This window comes from Sorangium sp. So ce836 (assembly GCF_028553905.1).
GTDB lineage: Bacteria > Myxococcota_A > Polyangia > Polyangiales > Polyangiaceae > Sorangium > Sorangium cellulosum_D.
The window spans coordinates 7200100-7224757 of sequence record NZ_CP102233.1 but is presented as its reverse complement, the minus strand read 5'-3'; the positions used below and the strand labels follow the sequence as shown (position 1 = coordinate 7224757).

Here is a 24658-nt window from a genome sequence, read left to right as displayed (position 1 = left end):
AGACTCCGGAGGGCCGGGCCCACGGCTCACGGGGAGCGACGAATCTTCGAACGCAGCAGGCCCGTCGGGAGGGACGCGTACCGCCGGCGCAGCCTCTCCAGGCATGACGCCATCCACGAGGGCAGGCTCGCCTCGAGGATCTCCTCCATGGTGTAGACGCGCCGCCGCTCACCCCGCCACTCGATCCACGCCTCGGGCGGCTCCGCATGCGGCTCCGGCGGCTTGCCCTCCACGGCGCGCAGGAGGATCCGGGCCTCTCGCGATGAGGATTTCCCGAGGATCTCCAGGGCATCCTCGGTCCCCAGGAGCGCGAGGCCTGTCGCGGCCTCCTGGCGGGCCCAGGGGATGTCCGAGCTCAGGACTTCGGCGAGGCGCTCCAGCCCTCGGTCGGGATCGAGCAGCGCCAGCATGTACGCGCTCTCGCCGGCTGCATGGCCGGCCGTCGTCGCGAGGAGCGTTACCAGACGGCCGCGCAGGCTGCTGGACAGGGCGACCTCGACGGCGCTCTGGAGGGCCAGCCGGCAGGCCGTGGCGCGCACGTGAGGCGCCGGGGGGACCTCGCCGGTCGCGCGTTCGGCGGCGTCGAGCAGAGGTTCGACGAAGCGAGGATCGCTCCAGTCCTCGATGATGTCGAGCGCGACACTCGTGACGCCGTCCAGGGGAGAGCGATGGAGCTGCGCGAGGACCGCTTCCTCTGCGTGCTGTCGACCCAGTCGGGCGAGGGCTCGCAGATCTGCCGCGTTGCCGAGCTCATAGGGGCCGGAGAGCCGTGATATGCGCTCGAAGACCTGCGCCTGCGCGGCTGCCTGGATGCTCGCCGGCACCGCCAGCGACGCCAGCTCGTCGGATGCCCGGACGAAGTCGCCGAGGAGGACCGCCAACCACGCGCGCCGGAGCGGCGACTCGGACCGTGCGAGCTCTTCGAGGAGCGGCGCGAGCGCGCCCGCGAGCGTCTGGCCGGAAGCGGTGAGCACGACGCGGTGCTCGCCCGTGATGAGCTTCAGCGCCTTGAGCGTGCGAAGGTCAGCCATCCACCAGGCCGCCGTACCTCCGGCGCCCTTCAACGAAGCCTCGATCCCCTCGGGCTCCGGGAGCGAATCGAGGTAGCTCTCGTAGAACCAGGGGTCGATCGAGTCCGCGCCGTTCTCGTCGATGTCGACGTCGATCTCGGTGCCGTCGTCGTGCGTCAGGCGACAGCCGATCCCATGGAAGAAGTAGCTCCAGCCCTCCAGACCAGGGACCGGTCCCGCTTGGGGTCGGTCCACCGGAGCTCCGAGCGCGCCGTCCGTCGCGAGCCTCGCGAGGTCTCCATTCAGGTGCTGCTCCACGATCCGACCGACCCAGCGCTGGCGCGGGATGTGGCGATGGAGGGCGACGAGGAGCCATCTCGCCCACGGGTCCCCGGGGAGCTCGACGCCGAGATCGAGAGCAGCCCGAGCGACGCTCTCTGCGCTCTCCGGCTGCGTCTGCGTGGCCTGCGCGAGCCTCTGGCCGAGGGTATGCAGGTGGAGCATGGTGCGCGCAATCCTATCGAACTCCGCTGGATGGCGCACCGGCGATCGCATCCCATGGCATGCTCCTGTCGACATGAGCTCCCTCCCGACACAAGCTTCGCTCGACGCCCTCTTCGCCCGCGCCACCTCTGCCCGTGTGCTCGATGGCGGCCGCGGCCGGGCCACGGAGCGGCATGTGCTCGCCGAGGCGCGCGGGATCGAGGACCTCCGCGCCCTCCGAGAGCACCTCCGCATCCAGGAAGGGGGGCCGTCCTTTCACTGCATGTGCCTCGGCGACCTGACGGTGGAGCTCCTCGCGCACGACCAGACCAGCCCCTCGCGTCCATCAGCTTTCACCATGCCCGCAGCCTGAGGAAGCCCGACTGGAGCTCGGACGCGATGCTCGTCGACGGCCCCGCGCTCGTCCGGTGGCTCGCCGCGCGCGGCGCGCCGGGTCCCCTCCGCGAGTACGAAGAGGAGCGCGAGCGAGCCCGAACCGCGCAGGAGGCGAGGCGCCTGTGGCTCGCGGCCGCGCCGCCCTGTTTCGCGCCCGATCTGCCCCGCTTCGAGGACGACGCCAACGGGCTGCCGCTCGGCCCGATGTCGCCTGAAGTCGCCGAGGCCGAGCGGCGCCTCCGCGCCTCGTACGCGACTCCTGAGCTCGCCTGTGCCGCGCTGCTCGCCTGGCTCGGGACGGGCGCGGGTCCCTGGTCCGGATATCCCGCCTACGAGATGCTGCCAGAGAATCTGCTCCTCGGGTTTGGCCTCCCGACCGCCATCGCCGCGGCCTCCGCGCCCGGCACATCGGAGGCCGCTCTCCGCGGCGCAGCGCGGCTGTTCGCCTCCTGGGAGGTCGTATCGAGCAAGAAGAGCCAGCTCGGCGACATCCCCGAAGCCCTGCGGGAGCGGCTCCGGACGATCGTCCGCGCGATGGGCAATGCCGACAACCTCTCTCGCTTCGAGCGCGCCGAGGCGATCGCGGCCGAGGTGCGCCGCCTGCGCGCACAGCCGGCGCCCTTCGCGGCCGGCGCCGGCCTGGCGGTCGCTGGGGTCTCCTCGAGCGGCCGGCTCTCGGGCCTCGTGACCGACGGAGACGCGTTGTACTCCGGCGACGGCAACGACATCGTCATGTTCCAACCCGGCCGGGTCTCGCCGGTCGTGCTGCTCGCCGGAACCGATCCCTTCTTCGAGCTCGCGCCGCCGGTCAGCCAGATGCTCTTCGTCGCGCACGCCAACGCGGGCACCATCTCCAAGGTCCTGACGGAAGGCAGCCCCCTCATCGTGATGGCAAGAAACCAGGCGCGACCGATGAGCCTCGTCCACGCTCGCGGGTTCATGGCGTGGGTCAACCAGGCCATGGTGCCCGACCCCGAGCGGGGCGCGCCCTTCGTCGTCCAGCGCTCGACCATCATGGAATTCGAGCACCCCACGCCTCGTTGTCTCCACGAGCCCGCCGGCAGCGCTTTCTCCCTCGCCTGCGACGAGGAGCACCTCTACTGGTGCGAGCTTTCGGCTGGCCGGCTCGAGCTATGGCGCCACCCGCACCACCGCCCCGGCGCCCCGAGCCGCTTCGCGTCGCTCGGCGAGCACCCCATCCCGGCGACCTGGTACCCCAAGCTCGCCCTCAATGCGACCCACGTGCTGTGGGCCGACCCTGATCGCAGGGCCATCCTCGGGGTCGACAAGCGCACCGGCGTAGAGCCCGTCGTCCTCGCGGAGACGCGCCATCCCCCGGCGCACGTCGTGGTCGAGGACCGGGACATCTTCGCGCTTACCGGACAGCCCGACTCCCGCGACTGGCACGTCGAGCACATCCGCTCCGGCGCCTCCACCGTCGTGGCCGACTACCAGCGCCAGCTATGGGACCGCCCTGACATGGTGCTCAACCGGCGCGGCCTCTTCTTCACGACGAACGACCGCATCCTGACGCTCGCCCGCAGCTGACATCGCTCAACGCCGGGCCGCTCATCGAGGGCGCCCGGACCGAGCTGGCGACCCGCCGCTGGCGGGCCGCAGCTCATGCCGATTCGGTGGCGAGATAGACGCTGCGCCAGAAACGCTCGAGAGCCCCCGAGAACAGGAAGCCGGCGGATTGTGTCATCACGATCCCGATCAGCCCGCGGCCCGGATCATTGATCCAGGACGTCCCGAACCCGCCGTCCCAGCCATAGCGCCCGGGCACCTCCGAGACGACGTCCGGCGCCGTGATGACGGCCAGCCCGTAACCCCAGCCGTGCGTCTCGAAGAAGCCTGGGAAAAACGAGGACGCCGCCTTCTGGGCCGGCGTGAGGTGATCGGCCGTCATCTCGCGCACCGAGGCGGCGCTCAAGAGCCGCCGGCCCTCGTGCACACCGCCGTTCATGAGCATGCGCGCGAACTGGAGGTAGTCGTCCACCGTCGACACGAGCCCGGCGGCGCCCGAAGGGAACGCCGGCGGGCTGGCATAGGCGCTCTCGGCCCCGTCGCGATCCATGCGCGTCTTCTCCCCCGTCTGCTCGTCGGTGAAGTAACCGCAGCCCGCGAACCGAGCGAGCTTGTTCGCCGGGACGTGAAAGTCGGTGTCCCGCATCCCGAGCGGCGCGAGGATGCGCTCGCGCACGAACGCATCGAAGCCCTGGTCGGCCACGCGCCCCACGAGCACCCCCTGCACCAGGCTCCCCGTGTTGTACATCCACTGCGCCCCCGGCTGATGCATGAGCGGCAGCGTCCCGAGCCGTCGGATCCACTCGTCTGGCCCGTGCGGCGTCATCGGCACCGGCTGCGCGTTGGCGAGCCCGAGCTCGTCGATGGCCCGCTGGATCGGCGACGATGCGTCGAACGAGATTCCGAAGCCCATCGTGAACGTCATCAGGTCGCGCACCGTGATCGGCCGCTCCGCGGGCACCGTCTCGTCGATCGGACCATCGATGCGCGCCAGCACCTTCCGGTTCGCGAGCTCCGGCAACCATCGGTCGACGGGGGAGTCGAGGTCGAGCTTGCCTTCCTCGACGAGCATCATCACCGCCGTCGCGGTGACCGCCTTCGTCATCGAGGCGATCCGGAAGATCGTGTCCCGCCGCATGGGCGCGCTGCCGCCGAGCTCGGTCACGCCCACCGCGTCCACGTGCACGTCGTCGCCGCGCGCGACCAGCCAGACCGCTCCCGGCATCTGCCCCGCCGCCACCTCCGCCGCCATCACCTCGCGCGCGGGCGCCAGCGCGCCGGCCCCCGCGTCCTGCCCTGGCTGCCCCTCCTCCTCGGCCCCGCCCAACGCGCACCCCGGCGCCGCCACGCTGATCAAAGCTCCCATGAACTCCCGCCTTCTCATGACCGTCGATGCCTCTCCGAGCGGGGGCGCCTGCCCCTGCCGAGAGCACTGACTGCCCGCGCCCGAAAAAATCATCGGTGCCCCGTCACGATCGCCGCCGGGCGTTGCTCCGCCTGGCCGTCCGCTCGGATGCCCGCCCTGGACGAGTAGCCCTCGCTCGCCCGCGCTCAGCACGCCGCTTGCCATGCCCGGCCTGCACCCACACCGAGGAGCCACCCACCCTGATGCACGGCCTTACCGAGCGGCAGGTCCTGCTCTCGCTCGTCACCCTCGCGCTCATCCTCGTGACCGCGCGCGCCTCCGGCGAGCTCGCGCGGCGGCTGCGCCAGCCCGAGGTGCTCGGGGAGCTCTTCGGCGGCGTCGTGCTGGGCCCCTCCGTCGTCGGCGCGCTCGCGCCCGGGTTCCATCGAGCCCTCTTCCAGGATCCGGCGGTCGGGGTCGTGCTCTCGGGCATCTCCTGGATAGGCGCGCTCCTCCTGCTGCTGATGGCGGGCATCGAGGTCGACGTGGGCATCCTGCGCAAGGAGGCGCGCCCCGGGGCGCTCTCGGCGCTCGGCGCGATCGCGCCCCCGCTCGCGGCGGGCGCCGCCTTCTCGGCGCTCGTGCTCGATCGGCCCCTCCCGAGCGGCCTCTTCCTCGGGATCGTGCTCTCGGTGACGGCGGTCAGCGTGATCGCGAAGGTGCTGATCGAGCGCGAGTCGATGCGCCGCAGCTATGCGCAGGTGACGCTCGCGGCGGGGGTGGTCAGCGAGGTCGCTGCCTGGGTGCTCGTCGCGATGACGTCGTCGAGCTACGGCGCGTCGCCCGCGCTGGCGGTCGCCCGGAGCGCGCTCTTGGCGAGCGGATTCTTGCTGTTCATGGTGCTCGTCGGGCGGCGGCTCACCCACCTCGCGATGCGCTGGGTGGCCGACGCGACGCGCGTCTCCAAGGGACAGGTGTCGCTCGTCCTCGTCCTCACGTTCCTGGCCGCGGCGCTGACGCAGCGGCTCGGCCTGCACCCGCTGCTCGGCGCGTTCGCGCTCGGCGTGCTGCTCAACAACGCTCCTCGCACCAATCGCCCTCTCCTCGACGGCGTGCAGACGCTCGTGGCCGGCCTCTTCGCGCCTGTGTTCTTCGTCCTCGCGGGCATGCGCGTCGACGTGTCGCAGCTGCGCACGCCGGCGGCGTGGGGGACGGTCGCGTTGCTGCTGGCGATCGCGACGGCGGCGAAGGTCGTCCCCGCCGCGCTCGGCGCGCGGCTCGGCGGGCTCAGGAGCAGCGAGGCGGCGCTCGTGGCGGTGGGCCTGAACATGAAGGGCGGCACGGACCTCATCGTCGCGATCGTCGGCGTCGAGCTCGGGCTCCTCTCCAACGAGGCTTATACGATGTACGCCGTCGTCGCGCTGGTCACGGTGACCGTCTCACCCGCGCTCCTCATCTGGCTCGAGAAAAGGGCGCCTCCGACGCAGGAGGAGTCGGCTCGCCTCGAGCGCGAGGAGGCCGCGCGGCGCGCGTACATCCCCGGGGTCGAGCGCATCCTCGTCCCCATCGTGGCGCATGCCCTGCCCGGGTTCGCCACGGACATCGTGGAGAGCATCGTCGCCGCCAAGCGAAAGCTCGGCGAGACGGTCGACATCACGGAGCTCTCCGTGGAGCAGCAGGCGCCCGGCCCATCGCGCGCCGCGGGGGAGGCGAGCCGGGGGCTCGCGAGGCTCGGCGCGCGCCTCCGCGTCGGCATCTGGCGGCAAAGGCGCGAGCTGCGCGGCTCGCTCCAGGCGATCCTGCGCGCCTCGGGGGATCACGATCTGCTCGTGATCGGCGCGCGATCGCCGGCGCGCGGGCGCGGAATGTCGTTTGGCCGCCTGCAGGACGCGATCGTCCAGCGGGCCGAGTCCAACGTGCTCGTCGTGGTGGGCGACCCTCCGGCGGCGGAGCGCGCCTCCGCGCGGCGGATCCTCGTCCCGATCATCGGCCTCGAGTACTCCTTCGCCGCCGCCGATCTCGCGGCCCACGTGGCGCTGGCGTGGGACGCCGAGCTCGTGCTGCTCAGCAGCGCGCAGACCGATCCGGGCGCGGTCGTCTGGCGCGATCGCGAGCCATCCCGGGTGCGCGCGGTGGCGCGGAGCGTCGTCGAAGAGGCGGTGTTCCGGGGGCGCCGGCTCGGCGTGCGCGTCTCGTCGCGCGTGCACGTGGGCGCGCGTCCGAGCGACGAGATAGCGCGGGAGCTCGCGCGCGCTACCTACGATCTGCTCGTGCTCGGATGCTACGACCATGGGCCGCTCGGCCGGCTCTACCTCGGGAGCACGGTCGAGTCGGTGGTGGTCCGGAGCCGGGTGCCGGTCGCGTTGCTCGTCGCGCACGGAGGAACTCGAGAGCAGGTGAGGTGAGGCTTCCACTGCGCTCGCCCGTGAGGAAGCGAGCGCCCGGCTCTGCCGACGATCGTCACTCCCGGTCCGTGTAGGCGATCGTGCTGAGCAGCGCGTTCTCCGCCTGACGCGAGTCGAGCCGGGTATGCTGCACGACGATGGGAACGTCCGATTCGATCACGCTGGCATAGTCCGTATCGCGCGGGATCGGCTCGGGTTCGGTCAGATCGTTGAACCGGACGTGCCGGGTGCGCCTCGCTGGAACGGTCACCCGGTAAGGCCCGGCGGGGTCGCGGTCGCTGAAGTAGACGGTGATGGCGACCTGCGCGTCCCGGTCCGATGCATTCAACAGGCAGGCCGTCTCATGGCTCGTCATCTGCGGCTCAGGTCCGTTGCTCCGGCCTGGGATGTAGCCCTCTGCGATTGCCCAGCGCGTCCGCCCGATCGGCTTGTCCATGTGTCCTCCCTCCTGGTTCCTCTTTGGCTTCCTCCCTCTGCTGTCCAGGAGCGATGGCCTCTTCGCTCGACGCGCTCGGGGATCCATGGCTGAAAATCCTCGCCGAGCGCTCCCTGCCGACCGGCGTGCTGACCGCCGACGGGCTTTGAAAGCACGCGACCGGACACGTGATGCCGGCGCGACGAGGCCGCCCCGCGTCTGATCCCGATCGTGACATCACGACGTCCGCCGGCGCCTCGGCAGGGCGGCGTGAGCGCTGCGCGGTCATGGTCGTCCTCGCGTCACCGCCACCCCAAGATTCACATCCCACCGCGGCACGACGCTTGCTCAAACCGCGACGACACGGCCGGGCGGCTGTGGCACCGGCCAGTCCGGACGCGAGGCCCAGAGGGACAGTGGGTCCGCCGTGGAGCAGAGAGGCGATCGAGGTGGGGAGATGAAACACGTTGACACGGGCCGACGATTCGGCCGCCGGATAGGGCTCACGCTCGGTCTCCTCGCGAGCATGGCGCTCGCCGGCTGCGGCGGCCCGAGCGAGAAAACCGTGCAGGGCACGCGGCTCGCGCCCGGCGCCGGTGCGCACGTCGCCGCCGACGTCGACCCTGACGCCGCGACCACGCGGCTGGCGGTGGACGTCGTTCACCTCTCGCCGCCCGAGCGGATCGAGGCCGGCGGCGAGCGGTTCGTCGTCAGGCAGCGTCCGAGCTCCGAGTCCCCGTGGCGACGGGTCGGAGTGCTCGACTACAATGCTGACAGCCGAAGAGGCAAGCTGGCCGAGACGACCGTGCCGTATGCCAACTTCGAGCTGCTCATCACCGCCGAGAAGCAGAGCAGCCCTCAGTCGCCATCGTCTGCCGCCGTCATCGGGCCGACGTCTGTCGGGTGACATCGCGCTATCAGCAGCGCTGAGCCCGCCAGCAGGCCCCAGGGCCCTGCCTCGATGGCCTTCCCCATCACCCCTGCGCACTCCTCCAGCGACGGCCGCGCAGCGACGGCCGCGTCCAAGCAACCGCCGTGCCGGCGCGGCTCCACGCGCGCGACAGGCGAGCGTCCTGGCGCGGCCTGCGCATCGCTGGAAGGATCGGCGGAGCATGGAGAGAGAATCGAGGATCGCGATCTTTGGTGCCATCGCAGCCAACGTGGCGATCGCGGCGGTCAAGTTCATCGCCGCCGCCGTGACCGGCAGCTCGGCGACGCTCTCCGAGGGCGTGCACTCCCTCGTCGATACCGCGGACGGGCTCCTCCACCTGCTCGGCGTGATGCGCATCGAGTTCGACGCCGCGCTCACGGCTTCCGGGGTGGCGGAGGCGATCGAGCGCATCGAGACCCGGATACGGAGCGAGCGACCCGACGTGAAGTGTCGGTGATCCTCGCGTTCCGCGTCCGATCGGTGAAGACCGCGGCGAGGTGATCGCCGGCGTTCACCGTTCACCGCCGGCCCCCGCGCCAATCTGGGCCGCGCTCGCCTCCGCGGCGTAGACGTTGCGCCCGCCGAAAAGTCGAAGGCCCGAGGGCTGCCACCCTCGAGCCTTCTGGAGCTCCGCCTTCGGAGTCCCCCACCTCCACCACAAGCCGGGCTCCAGGTCCAGAAAACAGCGGCATGGAGCCTGTTGCCTTCGTCCGTCTATCGCCTCGCCCTCTGCTCCGGCTGCCGCGTCCAGCTTCGCCTCTGCCGTCGCTGCGACCGCGGCCAGCGCCTCTGCCTCGACTGCCGCCCGCTCCGGCGCCGTGAGTCGCTCCGTCGCGCCGGCGCCGCCTACCGGACCCGGCCTCGCGCTCGCCGCCTCCAGGCCGCTCGTCAGGCCCGCTACCGCGACCGGCAGCGGGACAAGTTCTCCGCGCAGAAAGTGACGCATCACGAGGTGACGCAAGCCGCGGCCGCGTCGACGTCCCGGTTCGCGCCGGAGCTCTCCTCCGGCCGAAAGGACGACCATGATGCTCGGTTCCGAGATGTCAGCCGCTGCTCGCTCTGCGGAGCGCGGCTCTCGCCCTGGGCTCTGCGTGAGCGACGCGCGCGGCCAGCTCTTCACCGACGCGCTCCCCGCGTCCCACGAGGGCCTGCGCCGTGACGGGAGGGGGCGGTGATCACCAAAGAGAAGGAGGCGGAGATCCTGCGCCTCTACCACGGCGAGAAGTGGCCCATCGGCACCATCGCCGGCCAGCTCGGGTTGCACCACACCACCGTGCAGCGCGTGCTCGGACAAGCGGGCGTCGACCCGAAGGCCGTCGCGCCGCGCCCGTCCATGGTCGATCCCTTCGTGCACTTCATCGTCGAGCAGCTCGGCAAGTATCCCTCGCTGCGCTCCAGTCGCCTCTTTGTCATGCTGAAGGAGCGCGGCTATCCGGGCGGTCCCGATCATCTGCGCCGGGTGATCGGCCGTCTCCGCCCCAAGAAGCCGGCGGAAGCGTTCCAGCGGCTGCGCACGCTCCCCGGCGAGCAAGCGCAGGTCGACTGGGCGCACTTCGGCAAGCTGGCTGTCGGCCGGGCACTGCATCCGCTCTGGGCCTTCGTCATGGTGCTCAGTTACTCGCGGCGGATCTTCCTGCGCTTCTTCCCCGGCGCGGCCATGCCCTTCTTCGTGCGCGGGCACGTCGAGGCGTTTGCCGACTTCGGCGGCGTCCCGCGCGTGCTGCTCTACGACAACCTCAAGAGCGCCGTCGTCGAGCGCCACGGCGACGCGATCCGGTTCCACCCCACGCTGCTGGCTCTGTCGGCGGATTACCGCTTCGAGCCGCGCCCCGTCGCCGTCGCCCGCGGCAACGAGAAGGGCCGCGTCGAGCGCGCCATCCGCTACGTCCGCGAGGGCTTCTTCGAGGCCCGGGCCTACGCCGACCTCGGAGACCTCAACCGCCAAGCGACCGAGTGGACCAGCTCCGCGGCGCTCGATCGCTCCTGGGTCGAGGACCGCGCCCGCACCGTGCGTCAGGCCTTCGACGACGAGCGCAGCGTGCTGCTGCGACACCCTGACACACCGTTTCCGGACCACGAGCGCGTCGAGGTCGAGGTCGGAAAGACCCCCTACGCGCGCTTCGATCTCAACGACTACTCGGTCCCCCACGACCGGACGCGCCGCACGCTGGTCGTCCTCGCCGACCTCAGTCAGGTACGCATCGCCGACGGCAACCAGATCGTCGCGACCCACGTCCGTTCGTGGGACCGCGGCCAGCAGATCGAGCAGCCCGAGCACCTCCAGCGCCTGGTCGACGAGAAGCGCCGCGCCCGCGAGCACCGCGGCCTTGATCGCCTCGCGCGCGCCGCCCGCAGCAGCCAGGCATTCCTGCGCATCGTCGCCGAGCGCGGCGATAACGTCGGCAGCGCGATCGCCCGGCTTCTGCAACTGCTCGACGCCGTGGGCGCCGCCGAGCTCGAAGAGGCCCTGGTCGAGGTGCTTGAGCGCGACACCATCCACATCGGTGCCGTCCGCCAGGTGATCGACCGCCGCCGCTCCGAGCGCCACCTGCCGCCTCCAGTCTCAATCCCCGTCACCCGCGGCGAGCACGCCGCCCTCGTCGTCACGCCGCATTCCCTCGCCACCTACGACGCCCTGAAGAAGGACCCGACGCCATGACCGACCTGACGCCCACCGAGACCAAAGACCGGCTCAAGAGCCTCGGCCTCTTCGGCCTGCTCGCCTGCTGGGAGCAGCTCGCCGACAAGCCCTGGCTTCGCGAGGTGCTCGCCATCGAGGAGCGCGAGCGCCACAAGCGCAGCCTCGAACGCCGCCTGAAGAACTCCCGCGTCGCCGCCTTCAAGCCCATGACCGACTTCGACTCGTCCTGGCCCAAGAAGATCGATCGCGAGGCCGTTGACGACCTCTACGATAGCCGCTACGCGGACCTGCTCTTCGAGGTCGTCACCCGTCGCTACGACGCGCAGAAGCCGCTCTTGCTCAGCACGAACAAGGCATTCGCCGACTGGGGCCAGGTCTTCCCGCACGCCGCGTGCGTCGTCACGCTCGTCGACCGGCTCGTGCACCGCGCCGAGGTGATCGAGATCGAGGCCGAGAGCTACCGGCTGAAGGAAGCCAAGGAGCTCAACGCCACCCGCACCAAGCAGCGCCGCACCGAGAAGCACTGAGCGGCATTTTCACCGGTGAACTTCACCGAAATCCCGCGTGTTGCCGAGATCATCTACAGGCGGATCGAGACCGTGCTCACGGCGTGGACGACATGGCGCGGAAACGTCGTCGTAACTGCCCAGCAATGTCATGGGAATGGCCCCTTGAGGGGCTGGCCGGGGTCGACGATATCGCGCGATCTCCCCGTCAATTCCCGAGCGTAAAAGAAAAATTTGTCATAGATCGTAAGCTGTGCTAGTGATCTGCCTTACGTTACGTCTTCCGCACCTCGAGCGAATTCTCTCGGATAACTTTCAAGCTTTCTGAGGGGGCTTGGTCTCTGGTTCCTCAGGAAGCCTGATCGGGGCGAGCTAATTCCCATCCATTTTTTTGAGACTCTGCTCAAAGGGATTAGACCGAGTGAGACAGTTCTTTTGCAGTGAGCGAAGAACCTGGGGCTCGACCGGAGGACGATCGACGTCCGCGAGCGGGTCAGCCGCTGAGGATGTGCCCGTCGTGGCGGATCGGCCCATCGAGCGCGCAGCCGAAGATCCGATTGCGATCGTCGGAGCGGGCTGCCGTCTGCCCGGTGGCGTGATCGATCTGAGCGGGTTCTGGACGCTCCTCGAGGGCTCGCGCGACACCGTCGGGCAAGTCCCCGCCGAACGCTGGGATGCAGCAGCGTGGTTTGATCCGGACCCCGATGCCCCGGGGAAGACGCCCGTTACGCGCGCATCTTTCCTGAGCGACGTAGCCTGCTTCGACGCCTCCTTCTTCGGCATCTCGCCTCGCGAAGCGCTGCGGATGGACCCTGCACATCGACTCTTGCTGGAGGTGTGCTGGGAGGCGCTGGAGAACGCCGCGATCGCTCCATCGGCGCTCGTCGGTACGGAAACGGGAGTGTTCATCGGGATCGGCCCGTCCGAATATGAGGCCGCGCTGCCGCGAGCGGCGGCGTCCGCAGAGATCGACGCTCACGGCGGGCTGGGGACGATGCCCAGCGTCGGAGCGGGCCGAATCTCGTATGTCCTCGGGCTGCGAGGGCCGTGTGTCGCGGTGGATACGGCCTATTCGTCCTCGCTCGTGGCCGTTCATCTGGCCTGTCAGAGCTTGCGCTCCGGGGAATGCTCCACGGCCCTGGCTGGTGGGGTATCGCTGATGTTGTCGCCGAGCACCCTCGTGTGGCTCTCGAAGACCCGCGCGCTGGCCACGGACGGTCGCTGCAAGGCGTTTTCGTCGGAGGCCGATGGGTTCGGACGAGGCGAAGGGTGCGTCGTCGTGGTCCTCAAGCGGCTCAGTGGAGCCCGCGCGGACGGCGATCGGATATTGGCGGTGATTCGAGGATCCGCGATCAATCACGACGGAGCGAGCAGCGGTTTGACCGTGCCGAACGGGAGCTCCCAAGAAATCGTGCTGAAACGGGCCCTGGCGGACGCAGGCTGCGCCGCGTCTTCGGTGGGTTATGTCGAGGCACACGGCACGGGCACGACGCTTGGTGACCCCATCGAAATCCAAGCTCTGAATGCGGTATACGGCCTCGGGCGAGACGTCGCCGCGCCGCTGCTGATCGGGTCGGTGAAGACCAACCTTGGCCATCCTGAGTATGCGTCGGGGATCACTGGGCTGCTGAAGGTCGTCTTGTCCCTTCAGCACGGGCAGATTCCTGCGCACCTCCACGCGCAGGCGCTGAACCCCCGGATCTCATGGGGTGATCTTCGGCTGACCGTCACGCGCGCCCGGACACCGTGGCCGGACTGGAATACGCCGCGACGGGCGGGGGTGAGCTCGTTCGGCATGAGCGGGACCAACGCGCACGTGGTGCTGGAAGAGGCGCCGGCGGCGACGTGCACACCGCCGGCGCCGGAGCGGCCGGCAGAGCTGCTGGTGCTGTCGGCAAGGACCGCGGCAGCCCTGGATGCACACGCGGCGCGGCTGCGCGACCATCTGGAGACCAACCCTTCGCAGTGTCTGGGCGATGTGGCGTTCAGCCTGGCGACGACGCGCAGCGCGATGGAGCACCGGCTCGCGGTGGCGGCGACGTCGAGCGAGGGGCTGCGGGCAGCCCTGGACGCTGCGGCGCAGGGACAGACGCCGCCCGGTGTGGTGCGCGGTATCGCCGATTCCTCACGCGGCAAGCTCGCCTTTCTCTTCACCGGACAGGGGGCGCAGACGCTGGGCATGGGCCGTGGGCTGTACGATGTATGGCCCGCGTTCCGCGAGGCGTTCGACCTGTGCGTGAGGCTGTTCAACCAGGAGCTCGACCGGCCGCTCCGCGAGGTGATGTGGGCCGAACCGGCCAGCGTCGACGCCGCGCTGCTCGACCAGACAGCCTTCACCCAGCCGGCGCTGTTCACCTTCGAGTATGCGCTCGCAGCGCTGTGGCGGTCGTGGGGCGTAGAGCCGGAGTTGGTCGCTGGCCATAGCATCGGTGAGCTGGTGGCTGCCTGCGTGGCGGGCGTGTTCTCGCTTGAGGACGCGGTGTTCCTGGTGGCTGCGCGCGGGCGCCTGATGCAGGCGCTGCCGGCCGGCGGGGCGATGGTGTCGATCGCGGCGCCGGAGGCCGATGTGGCTGCTGCGGTGGCGCCGCACGCAGCGTCGGTGTCGATCGCCGCGGTCAACGGTCCGGACCAGGTGGTCATCGCGGGCGCCGGGCAACCCGTGCATGCGATCGCGGCGGCGATGGCCGCGCGCGGGGCGCGAACCAAGGCGCTCCACGTCTCGCATGCGTTCCACTCACCGCTCATGGCCCCGATGCTGGAGGCGTTCGGGCGTGTGGCCGAGTCGGTGAGCTACCGGCGGCCGTCGATCGTCCTGGTCAGCAATCTGAGCGGGAAGGCTGGCACGGACGAGGTGAGCTCGCCGGGCTATTGGGTGCGCCACGCGCGAGAGGTGGTGCGCTTCGCGGATGGAGTGAAGGCGCTGCACGCGGCCGGTGCGGGCACCTTCGTCGAGGTCGGTCCGAAATCGACGCTGCTCGGCCTGGTGCCTGCCTGCCTGCCGGACGCCCGGCCGGCGCTGCTCGCATCGTCGCGCGCTGGGCGTGACGAGCCAGCGACCGTGCTCGAGGCGCTCGGCGGGCTCTGGGCCGTCGGTGGCCTGGTCTCCTGGGCCGGCCTCTTCCCCTCAGGGGGGCGGCGGGTGCCGCTGCCCACGTACCCTTGGCAGCGCGAGCGCTACTGGATCGATACGAAAGCCGACGACGCGGCGCGTGGCGACCGCCGTGCTCCGGGAGCGGGTCACGACGAGGTCGAGAAGGGGGGCGCGGTGCGCGGCGGCGACCGGCGCAGCGCTCGGCTCGACCATCCGCCGCCCGAGAGCGGACGCCGGGAGAAGGTCGAGGCCGCCGGCGACCGTCCGTTCCGGCTCGAGATCGATGAGCCAGGCGTGCTCGATCACCTGGTGCTTCGGGTCGCGGAGCGGCGCGCCCCTGGTCTGGGCGAGGTCGAGATCGCCGTCGACGCGGCGGGGCTCAGCTTCAATGATGTCCAGCTCGCGCTGGGCATGGTGCCCGACGACCTGCCGGGAAAGCCCAACCCTCCGCTGCTGCTCGGAGGCGAGTGCGCCGGGCGCATCGTCGCCGTGGGCGAGGGCGTGAACGGCCTTGTGGTGGGCCAACCGGTCATCGCCCTTTCGGCGGGAGCGTTTGCTACCCACGTCACCACGTCGGCTGCGCTGGTGCTGCCTCGGCCTCAGGCGCTCTCGGCGACCGAGGCGGCCGCCATGCCCGCCGCGTACCTGACGGCATGGTACGCGCTCGACGGAATAGCCCGCCTCCAGCCGGGGGAGCGGGTGCTGATCCACGCGGCGACCGGCGGGGTAGGTCTCGGCGCGGTGCAGTGGGCGCAGCACGTCGGAGCCGAGGTCCATGCGACGGCCGGCACGCCCGAGAAGCGCGCCTACCTGGAGTCGCTGGGCGTGCGGTATGTGAGCGATTCCCGCTCGGACCGGTTCGTCGCCGACGTGCGCGCGTGGACGGGCGGCGAGGGAGTAGACGTCGTGCTCAACTCGCTTTCGGGCGAGCTGATCGACAAGAGTTTCAATCTCCTGCGATCGCACGGCCGGTTTGTGGAGCTCGGCAAGCGCGACTGTTACGCGGATAACCAGCTCGGGCTGCGGCCGTTCCTGCGCAATCTCTCCTTCTCGCTGGTGGATCTCCGGGGGATGATGCTCGAGCGGCCGGCGCGGGTCCGTGCGCTCTTCGAGGAGCTCCTCGGCCTGATCGCGGCAGGCGTGTTCACCCCTCCCCCCATCGCGACGCTCCCGATCGCTCGTGTCGCCGATGCGTTCCGGAGCATGGCGCAGGCGCAGCATCTTGGGAAGCTCGTACTCACGCTGGGTGACCCGGAGGTCCAGATCCGTATTCCGACCCACGCAGGCGCCGGCCCGTCCACCGGGGATCGGGATCTGCTCGACAGGCTCGCGTCAGCTGCGCCGGCCGCGCGCGCGGCGGCGCTGGAGGCGTTCCTCCGTACGCAGGTCTCGCAGGTGCTGCGCACGCCCGAAATCAAGATCGGCGCGGCGGCGCTGTTCACCCGCCTCGGCATGGACTCGCTCATGGCCGTGGAGCTGCGCAATCGTATCGAGGCGAGCCTCAAGCTGAAGCTGTCGACGACGTTCCTGTCCACGTCCCCCAATATCGCCTTGTTGACCCAAAACCTGTTGGATGCTCTCGCCACAGCTCTCTCCTTGGAGCGGGTGGCGGCGGAGAACCTACGGGCAGGCGTGCAAAGCGACTTCGTCTCATCGGGCGCAGATCAAGACTGGGAAATCATTGCCCTATGACGATCAATCAGCTTCTGAACGAGCTCGAGCACCAGGGTATCAAGCTGGCGGCCGATGGGGAGCGCCTCCAGATACAGGCCCCCAAGAACGCCCTGAACCCGAACCTGCTCGCTCGAATCTCCGAGCACAAAAGCACGATCCTGACGATGCTCCGTCAGAGACTCCCCGCAGAGTCCATCGTGCCCGCCCCAGCCGAGCGGCACTTTCCGTTTCCTCTCACAGACATCCAAGGATCCTACTGGCTGGGTCGGACAGGAGCGTTTACGGTCCCCAGCGGGATCCACGCCTATCGCGAATACGACTGTACGGATCTCGACGTGGCGAGGCTGAGCCGCGCCTTTCGGAAAGTCGTCGCGCGGCACGACATGCTTCGGGCCCACACGCTGCCCGACATGATGCAGGTGATCGAGCCTAAAGTCGACGCCGACATCGAGATCATCGATCTGCGCGGGCTCGACCGGAGCACACGGGAAGCGAGGCTCGTATCGTTGCGAGATGCGATGTCGCACCGCATCTATGACACCGAGCGCCCTCCGCTCTATCACGTCGTCGCCGTTCGGCTGGACGAGCGGCAAACCCGTCTCGTGCTCAGTATCGATCTCATTAACGTTGACCTAGGCAGCCTGTCCATCATCTTCAAGGATTGGCTCAGCTTCTACGAAGATCCCGAGACCTCTCTCCCTGTCCTGGAGCTCTCGTACCGCGACTATGTACTCGCGCTGGAGTCTCGCAAGAAGTCTGAGGCGCATCAACGATCGATGGATTACTGGAAGCGGCGCATCGCCGAGCTCCCACCTCCGCCGATGCTTCCGATGAAGGCCGATCCATCTACCTTGAAGGAGATCCGCTTCCGGCACACGGAGCAATGGCTGCCGTCGGACTCCTGGAGTCGATTGAAGCAGCGTGTCGGGGAGCGCGGGCTGACCCCGACGGGCGTCATTCTGGCTGCATTTTCCGAGGTGATCGGGCGCTGGAGCGCGAGCCCCCGGTTTACGCTCAACATAACGCTCTTCAACCGGCTCCCCGTCCATCCGCGCGTGAACGATATCACCGGGGACTTCACGTCGATGGTCCTCCTGGACATCGACACCACTCGCGACAAGAGCTTCGAACAGCGCGCCAAGCGTATTCAAGAGCAGCTGTGGGAAGCGATGGATCACTGCGATGTAAGCGGTATCGAGGTCCAGCGAGAGGCCGCCCGGGTCCTGGGGATCCAACGAGGCGCATTGTTCCCCGTGGTGCTCACGAGCGCGCTCAACCAGCAAGTCGTTGGTGTCACCTCGTTGCAGAGGCTCGGAACTCCGGTGTACACCAGCACGCAGACTCCTCAGCTGCTGCTGGATCATCAGCTCTACGAGCACGATGGGGACCTCGTCCTCGCGTGGGACATCGTCGACGGAGTGTTCCCGCCCGACCTTCTGGACGACATGCTCGAAGCGTACGTCGTTTTTCTCCGGCGGCTCACTGAGGAACCATGGAGTGAACAGATGCGCTGTTCGCTTCCGCCTGCCCAGCTAGAAGCGCGGGCGAGCGCAAACGCGACCAACGCGCTGCTGAGCGAGGATACGCTGCACGGCCTGTTCGCGGCGCGGGTCGAGCAGCTGCCTATGCAGCTCGCCGTGGTGTCGGCGCGCAAGACGCTCACGTACGAAGAGCTTTCGCGCCGTTCGCGGCGACTCGGCGCGCGGCTGCGCGAGCAGGGGGCACGCCCGAACACATTGGTCGCGGTGGTGATGGAGAAAGGCTGGGAGCAGGTTGTCGCGGTTCTCGCGGTGCTCGAGTCAGGCGCGGCCTACGTGCCGATCGATGCCGACCTACCGGCGGAGCGTATCCACTACCTCCTCGATCATGGTGAGGTAAAGCTCGTGCTGACGCAGCCATGGCTGGATGGCAAACTGTCATGGCCGCCGGGGATCCAGCGGCTGCTCGTGAGCGAGGCCGGCGTCGAAGGCGACGGCGACCAGCTTCCGATGATGCCAATTCAGACACCTTCGGATCTCGCGTATGTCATCTACACCTCGGGATCCACAGGGTTGCCCAAGGGGGTGATGATCGATCATCGGGGTGCCGTCAACACCATCCTGGACATCAACGAGCGCTTCGAAATAGGGCCCGGAGACAGAGTGCTGGCGCTCTCCTCGCTGAGCTTCGATCTCTCGGTCTATGATGTGTTCGGGATCCTGGCGGCGGGCGGTACGATCGTGGTGCCGGACGCGTCCAAGCTGCGCGATCCGGCGCATTGGGCAGCGTTGATCGAACGAGAGAAGGTGACGGTGTGGAACTCGGTGCCGGCGCTGATGCGGATGCTCGTCGAGCATTCCGAGGGTCGCCCCGATTCGCTCGCTAGGTCTCTGCGGCTTTCGCTGCTGAGCGGCGACTGGATCCCGGTGGGCCTGCCTGGCGAGCTCCAGACCATCAGGCCCGGCGTGTCGGTGATCAGCCTGGGCGGGGCCACCGAAGCGTCGATCTGGTCCATCGGGTACCCAGTGAGGAACGTCGATCCATCGTGGGCGAGCATCCCCTACGGCCGTCCGCTGCGCAACCAGAGGTTCCACGTGCTCGATGAGGCGCTCGAACCGCGCCCGGTCTGGGTTCCGGGGCAACTCTACATTGGCGGGGTCGGACTGGCACTGGGCTACTGGCGCGATGAAGAGAAGACGCGTAAGAGCTTCCTCGTGCACCCCGAGACCGGGGAGCGCCTTTACAAGACCGGCGATCTGGGCCGCTACCTGCCCGATGGAAACATCGAGTTCATGGGGCGGGAGGACAACCAAATCAAGCTTCGCGGATACCGCGTTGAGCTCGGGGAAATCGAAGAAACGCTCAAGTCGCATCCGAACGTACGCGACGCGGTGATTGTGCCCGTCGGGAACGACGCGGCGAACAAGCTCCTTCTAGCCTATGTGGTCCCGGAAGGCACACGGAGACGCGATGCCGAGCAGGACGCGAGCCTCAAGACCGAGCGGATCGACGCGAGAGCACACGCCGCCGAAGCGGACGGCTTGAGCGACGGCGAGAGGGTGCAGTTCAAGCTCGCTCGACACGGACTCCGGAGGGATCTGGACGGAAAGCCCGTCGTCGATCTGACCGGGCTGGTTCCGCGGGAGGCGGGGCTGGACGTCTACGCGCGTCGCCGTAGCGTCCGAACGTTCCTCGAGGCCCCGATTCCATTTGTTGAATTCGGCCGATTCCTGAGCTGCCTGAGCAGCGTGGAGCCCGACGGCGCGGCCCTTCCCAAATTCCGTTATCCATCGGCGGGCAGCACGTACCCGGTGCAAACCTACGCGTACGCCAAATCCGGCCGCATCGAGGGCGTGGACGAGGGCTTCTATTATTACCACCCGTTCGAGCACCGTTTGCTGAAGGTCTCCGATCACGGGATCGAGCGCGGAGCGCACGTTCCGCAAAACTTCGACGTGTTCGATGAAGCGGCGTTCGGCCTCCTGTTCGTGGGCAGGATCGATGCCATCGAGTCGCTGTATGGATCGTTGTCACGAGAATTCTGCCTGCTGGAGGCCGGATATATGGCGCAGCTCCTGATGGAGCAGGCGCCTTCCTGCAACATCGGCGTCTGTCCGGTGGGTCAATTCAATTTTGAACAGGTTCGGCCGGTTCTCGACCTGCGGCGTTCGGACGTTTACGTGCACGGCATGCTGGGTGGGCGGGTAGACCCGCGGCAGTTCCAGGTCTGTACGCTCGGTCAGGATTCCTCACCGAGGCGCGTCACGACGCGCGGCGCCCCTCCTGGCCGCGATCAGCACTTCGCCGATATCCTTCGCGACTTCTTGAGGACCAAACTACCCGAGTATATGGTGCCTACAGTCTTCGTGGAGCTCGATGCGTTGCCGCTGACGTCCAACGGCAAGGTCGATCGTAAGGCCCTGCGCGAGCGGAAGGATACCTCATCGCCGCGGCATTCGGAGCACACGGCGCCACGGGACGCCTTGGAGGAGATCCTCGTCGCGGTCGTACGGGAGGTGCTCGGGCTGGAGGTGGTCGGGCTCCAGCAGAGCTTCGTCGATCTTGGTGCGACATCGATTCACATCGTTCGCATGAGGAGCCTGTTGCAGAAGAGGCTGGATAGGGAGATCGCCATCACCGAGTTGTTCCAGTACCCGAACCTCGGCTCGCTGGCATCCGGTTTGCGTCGAGACTCGAAAGATCTAGATCAGCGGCCGAACATGCAGGACCGAGTGGAGGCCCGGCGCAAGGGCAGGAGACGTAGCTAAGAGCGCCGAACAAAACCAGGCCGAGCGGGCCGATGAGCCGCAAGCCCGCCTGCGTCACCCTGGGATTCATCTGATCTGATCGCGGGTGCGCGTCGCGGGTGTGCGCGTTGAGCCGTTTTGTTCGAGCGCTGAGGAACGGTGAGCTCATGGAAGAACAAGATTCCTCCGCAATCGCAGTCATCGGCATGTCGGGCCGTTTTCCGGGGGCGCGGGATCTGGACGAATTCTGGAGGAACCTTCGAGACGGCACGGAGGCCGTGCAGCGCTTCTCCGAGCAGGAGCTCGCGGCGTCCGGAGTCGACCCCGCGCTGGTGCTGGACCCGAGCTACGTCCGGGCGGGCAGCGTGCTGGAAGATGTCGACCGGTTCGACGCTGCTTTCTTCGGCATCAGCCCGCGCGAGGCAGAGCTCATGGATCCGCAGCACCGGATCTTCATGGAATGCGCCTGGGAGGCGCTGGAGAACGCCGGATACGACCCGACGGCTTACGAGGGCTCTATCGGCGTGTACGCCGGCGCCAACATGAGCTCGTACTTGACGTCGAACCTCCACGAGCACCCAGCGATGATGCGGTGGCCCGGCTGGTTTCAGACGTTGATCGGCAACGACAAGGATTACCTCGCGACCCACGTCTCCTACAGGCTGAATCTGAGAGGGCCGAGCATCTCCGTTCAAACTGCCTGCTCCACCTCGCTCGTGGCGGTTCACTTGGCGTGCATGAGCCTCCTGGACCGCGAGTGCGACATGGCGCTGGCCGGCGGGATCACCGTCCGGATCCCCCATCGAGCTGGCTATGTATATGCTGAGGGGGGCATCTTCTCTCCCGACGGCCATTGCCGGGCCTTCGACGCCAAGGCGAACGGCACGATCATGGGCAACGGCTGCGGGGTTGTCCTCCTGAAGCCGCTGGACCGGGCGCTCTCCGATGGTGATCCCGTCCGCGCGGTCATCCTTGGGTCTGCCACAAACAACGACGGAGCGAGGAAGATCGGGTTCACTGCGCCCAGTGAGGTAGGCCAGGCGCAAGCGATCATGGAGGCGCTGGCGCTGGCAGGGGTCGAGGCCCGGTCCATCCAATACATCGAGACCCACGGGACCGGCACGCTGCTCGGAGACGCCATCGAGACGGCGGCGTTGCGGCGGGTGTTCGATCGCGACGCTTCGGCCCGGAGGTCTTGCGCGATCGGCTCCGTGAAGACCGGCATCGGACACCTCGAATCGGCGGCTGGCATCGCCGGTTTGATCAAGACGGTCTTGGCGCTGGAGCACCGGCAGCTGCCGCCCAGCCTGAACTTCGAGTCTCCTAACCCATCGATCGATTTCGCGAGCAGCCCGTTCTACGTCAATACCTCTCTTAAGGATTGGAATACCGGCTCGACTCCGCGGCGGGCCGGCGTCAGCTCGTTCGGGATCGGCGGCACCAACGCCCATGTCGTGCTGGAGGAAGCACCCGCGGCGAAGCTTCCAGCCGCGGCGCCGGCGCGCTCTGCCGAGCTCTTCGTCGTCTCGGCCAAGAGCGCAGCGGCGCTGGATGCCGCGGCGGCACGGCTACGAGATCATCTGCAGGCGCACCAGGGGCTTTCGTTGGGCGACGTCGCCTTCAGCCTGGCGACGACGCGCAGTCCCATGGAGCACCGGCTCGCGGTGGCGGCACCGTCGCGCGAGGCGTTGCGAGAGGGGCTCGACGCAGCGGCGCGAGGCCAGACCCCGCCGGGCGCCGTGCGTGGCCGCTGCTCCCCAGGCAACGTGCCGAAGGTGGTCTTCGTCTTTCCCGGCCAGGGCTCTCAGTGGGTCGGTATGGGCCGTCAGCTCCTGGCTGAGGAACCCGTCTTCCACGCGGCGCTTTCGGCGTGCGACCGGGCCATCCAGGCCGAAGCTGGTTGGTCGCTGCTCGCCGAGCTCGCCGCCGACGAAGGGTCGTCCCAGATCGAGCGCATCGACGTGGTGCAGCCGGTGCTGTTCGCGCTCGCGGTGGCATTTGCGGCGCTGTGGCGGTCGTGGGGTGTCGCGCCCGACGTCGTGATCGGCCACAGCATGGGCGAGGTAGCCGCCGCGCATGTGGCCGGGGCGCTGTCGCTCGAGGATGCGGTGGCGATCATCTGCCGGCGCAGCCGGCTGCTCCGGCGCATCAGCGGTCAGGGCGAGATGGCGGTGACCGAGCTGTCGCTGGCCGAGGCCGAGGCAGCGCTCCGAGGCTACGAGGATCGGGTGAGCGTGGCCGTGAGCAACAGCCCGCGCTCGACGGTGCTCTCGGGCGAGCCGGCAGCGATCGGCGAGGTGCTGTCGTCCCTGAACGCGAAGGGGGTGTTCTGCCGTCGGGTGAAGGTGGATGTCGCCAGCCACAGCCCGCAGGTCGACCCGCTGCGCGAGGACCTCTTGGCAGCGCTGGGCGGGCTCCGGCCGCGTGCGGCTGCGGTGCCGATGCGCTCGACGGTGACGGGCGCCATGGTAGCGGGCCCGGAGCTCGGAGCGAATTACTGGATGAACAACCTCAGGCAGCCTGTGCGCTTCGCCGAGGTAGTCCAGGCGCAGCTCCAAGGCGGCCACGGTCTGTTCGTGGAGATGAGCCCGCATCCGATCCTAACGACTTCGGTCGAGGAGATGCGGCGCGCGGCCCAGCGGGCGGGCGCAGCGGTGGGCTCGCTGCGGCGGGGGCAGGACGAGCGCCCGGCGATGCTGGAGGCGCTGGGCGCGCTGTGGGCGCAGGGCTACCCTGTACCCTGGGGGCGGCTGTTTCCCGCGGGGGGGCGGCGGGTACCGCTGCCGACCTATCCCTGGCAGCGCGAGCGGTACTGGATCGAAGCGCCGGCCAAGAGCGCCGCGGGCGATCGCCGCGGCGTGCGTGCGGGCGGTCACCCGCTCCTCGGTGAAATGCAGACCCTGTCGACCCAGACGAGCACGCGGCTGTGGGAGACGACGCTGGATCTCAAGCGGCTGCCGTGGCTCGGCGACCACCGGGTGCAGGGAGCGGTCGTGTTTCCGGGCGTGGCGTACCTGGAGATGGCGATTTCGTCGGGGGCCGAGGCTTTGGGCGATGGCCCATTGCAGATAACCGACGTGGTGCTCGCCGAGGCGCTGGCCTTCGCGGGCGACGCGGCGGTGTTGGTCCAGGTGGTGACGACGGAGCAGCCGTCGGGACGGCTGCAGTTCCAGATCGCGAGCCGGGCGCCGGGCGCTGGCCACGCGTCCTTCCGGGTCCACGCTCGCGGCGCGGTGCTCCGGGTGGAGCGCACCGAGGTCCCGGCTGGGCTTACGCTTTCCGCTGTGCGCGCGCGGCTCCAGGCCAGCATACCCGCCGCGGCCACCTACGCGGAGCTGACCGAGATGGGGCTGGAGTACGGCCCTGCCTTCCAGGGGATTGCTGAGCTATGGCGGGGTGAAGGCGAGGCGCTGGGACGGGTACGCCTGCCCGACGCGGCCGGCTCGGCAGCGGAGTATCGGTTGCATCCTGCGCTGCTGGACGCGTGCTTCCAGATCGTCGGCAGCCTCTTCGCCGGCGATGGCGAGGCGACGCCGTGGGTGCCCGTGGAAGTGGGCTCGCTGCGGCTCTTGCAGCGGCCTTCGGGGGAGCTGTGGTGCCATGCGCGCGTCGTGAACCATGGGCACCAAACCCCCGATCGGCAGGGCGCCGACTTTTGGGTGGTCGACAGCTCGGGTGCAGTGGTCGCCGAAGTCTGCGGGCTCGTGGCGCAGCGGCTTCCGGGAGGGGGGCGCCGGCGCGAAGAAGACGATTGGTTCCTGGAGCTCGAGTGGGAACCCGCAGCGGTCGGCACAGCCAAGGTCAACGCGGGCCGGTGGCTGCTCCTCGGCGGCGGCGGTGGGCTCGGCGCCGCGTTGCGCGCGATGCTGGAGGCCGGCGGCCATGCCGTCGTCCATGCGGCAGAGAGCAACACGAGCGCTGCCGGCGTACGCGCGCTCCTGGCAAAGGCCTTTGACGGCCAGGCTCCGACGGCGGTGGTGCACCTCGGCAGCCTCGATGGGGGTGGCG

At 68.9% G+C, this 24658-nt stretch carries 12 protein-coding genes and 1 pseudogene (1 of these 13 cut by a window edge); 10 read left to right on the top strand and 3 right to left on the bottom strand.

The features are described 5' to 3' along the window. Window positions 1-26: 26 nt before the first annotated feature. Complete coding sequence (locus NQZ70_RS25930) at window positions 27-1514, bottom strand: DUF6896 domain-containing protein (protein ID WP_129576590.1); 1488 nt, start codon at window positions 1512-1514, stop codon at window positions 27-29. Window positions 1515-1587: 73 nt separating this feature from the next. On the opposite strand from NQZ70_RS25930, the gene NQZ70_RS25925 reads away from it, so the two are divergent. Further along, a complete protein-coding gene (locus tag NQZ70_RS25925; protein WP_129576589.1) occupies window positions 1588-1866 on the top strand; it encodes a hypothetical protein in 279 nt (92 codons plus the stop codon). Window positions 1867-1892: 26 nt separating this feature from the next. Further along, on the top strand, window positions 1893-3437 hold the full coding sequence (locus tag NQZ70_RS25920; RefSeq protein ID WP_129576588.1) for a hypothetical protein: 1545 nt from the start codon (window positions 1893-1895) through the stop codon (window positions 3435-3437). 73 nt (window positions 3438-3510) lie between these two features. Here the strand turns inward: NQZ70_RS25920 and NQZ70_RS25915 are convergent, their stop codons facing one another. Further along, a complete protein-coding gene (locus NQZ70_RS25915; protein WP_237245610.1) occupies window positions 3511-4782 on the bottom strand; it encodes a serine hydrolase in 1272 nt (423 codons plus the stop codon). Between the two features lie 242 nt (window positions 4783-5024). Here NQZ70_RS25915 and NQZ70_RS25910 point away from each other — a divergent pair, with 242 nt between their 5' ends. Next, entirely contained in the window at window positions 5025-7166 is a 2142-nt protein-coding gene (locus NQZ70_RS25910; RefSeq protein WP_165374166.1) for a cation:proton antiporter, read from the top strand. A 55-nt stretch (window positions 7167-7221) separates the two neighbouring features. Here NQZ70_RS25910 and NQZ70_RS25905 read toward each other — a convergent pair whose 3' ends face one another. Next, the gene (locus NQZ70_RS25905; RefSeq protein ID WP_129576586.1) at window positions 7222-7602 is read right to left on the bottom strand and encodes a sensory rhodopsin transducer; all 381 of its coding nucleotides are present in this window, start codon (window positions 7600-7602) and stop codon (window positions 7222-7224) included. 436 nt (window positions 7603-8038) lie between these two features. Here NQZ70_RS25905 and NQZ70_RS25900 point away from each other — a divergent pair, with 436 nt between their 5' ends. The 7 genes and pseudogenes from NQZ70_RS25900 to NQZ70_RS25870 all read left to right on the top strand — a co-directional run. Continuing rightward, entirely contained in the window at window positions 8039-8488 is a 450-nt protein-coding gene (locus tag NQZ70_RS25900) for a hypothetical protein (RefSeq protein ID WP_129576585.1), read from the top strand. Between the two features lie 205 nt (window positions 8489-8693). Beyond that, window positions 8694-8867, top strand: a pseudogene (locus tag NQZ70_RS53420) (cation transporter); the annotation flags it as partial. An 816-nt stretch (window positions 8868-9683) separates the two neighbouring features. Further along, window positions 9684-11171 carry an IS21 family transposase gene (gene istA, locus NQZ70_RS25890; RefSeq protein ID WP_129576584.1) on the top strand — a complete coding sequence of 496 codons (1488 nt, stop codon included), beginning with the start codon at window positions 9684-9686 and terminating at the stop codon, window positions 11169-11171. Next, the gene (locus NQZ70_RS25885; protein WP_129576583.1) at window positions 11168-11680 is read left to right on the top strand and encodes an ATP-binding protein; all 513 of its coding nucleotides are present in this window, start codon (window positions 11168-11170) and stop codon (window positions 11678-11680) included. Before istA ends, NQZ70_RS25885 begins: the two co-directional genes overlap by 4 nt. A gap of 496 nt (window positions 11681-12176) precedes the next feature. After that, window positions 12177-16442 carry a type I polyketide synthase gene (locus NQZ70_RS25880; RefSeq protein WP_129576582.1) on the top strand — a complete coding sequence of 1422 codons (4266 nt, stop codon included), beginning with the start codon at window positions 12177-12179 and terminating at the stop codon, window positions 16440-16442. Further along, window positions 16439-20671 (top strand): non-ribosomal peptide synthetase, encoded by a 4233-nt coding sequence (locus tag NQZ70_RS25875; RefSeq protein WP_129576581.1) that lies wholly within the window; start codon window positions 16439-16441, stop codon window positions 20669-20671. The genes NQZ70_RS25880 and NQZ70_RS25875 overlap by 4 nt, the downstream gene beginning before the upstream one ends. 146 nt (window positions 20672-20817) lie before the next feature. Next, on the top strand, window positions 20818-24658 hold the 5' portion of the coding sequence (locus NQZ70_RS25870; RefSeq protein ID WP_129576580.1) for a type I polyketide synthase. The gene runs 1664 nt beyond the window's last position; the window shows 3841 of its 5505 coding nt (coding positions 1-3841); its start codon is at window positions 20818-20820; the stop codon falls past the right edge of the window.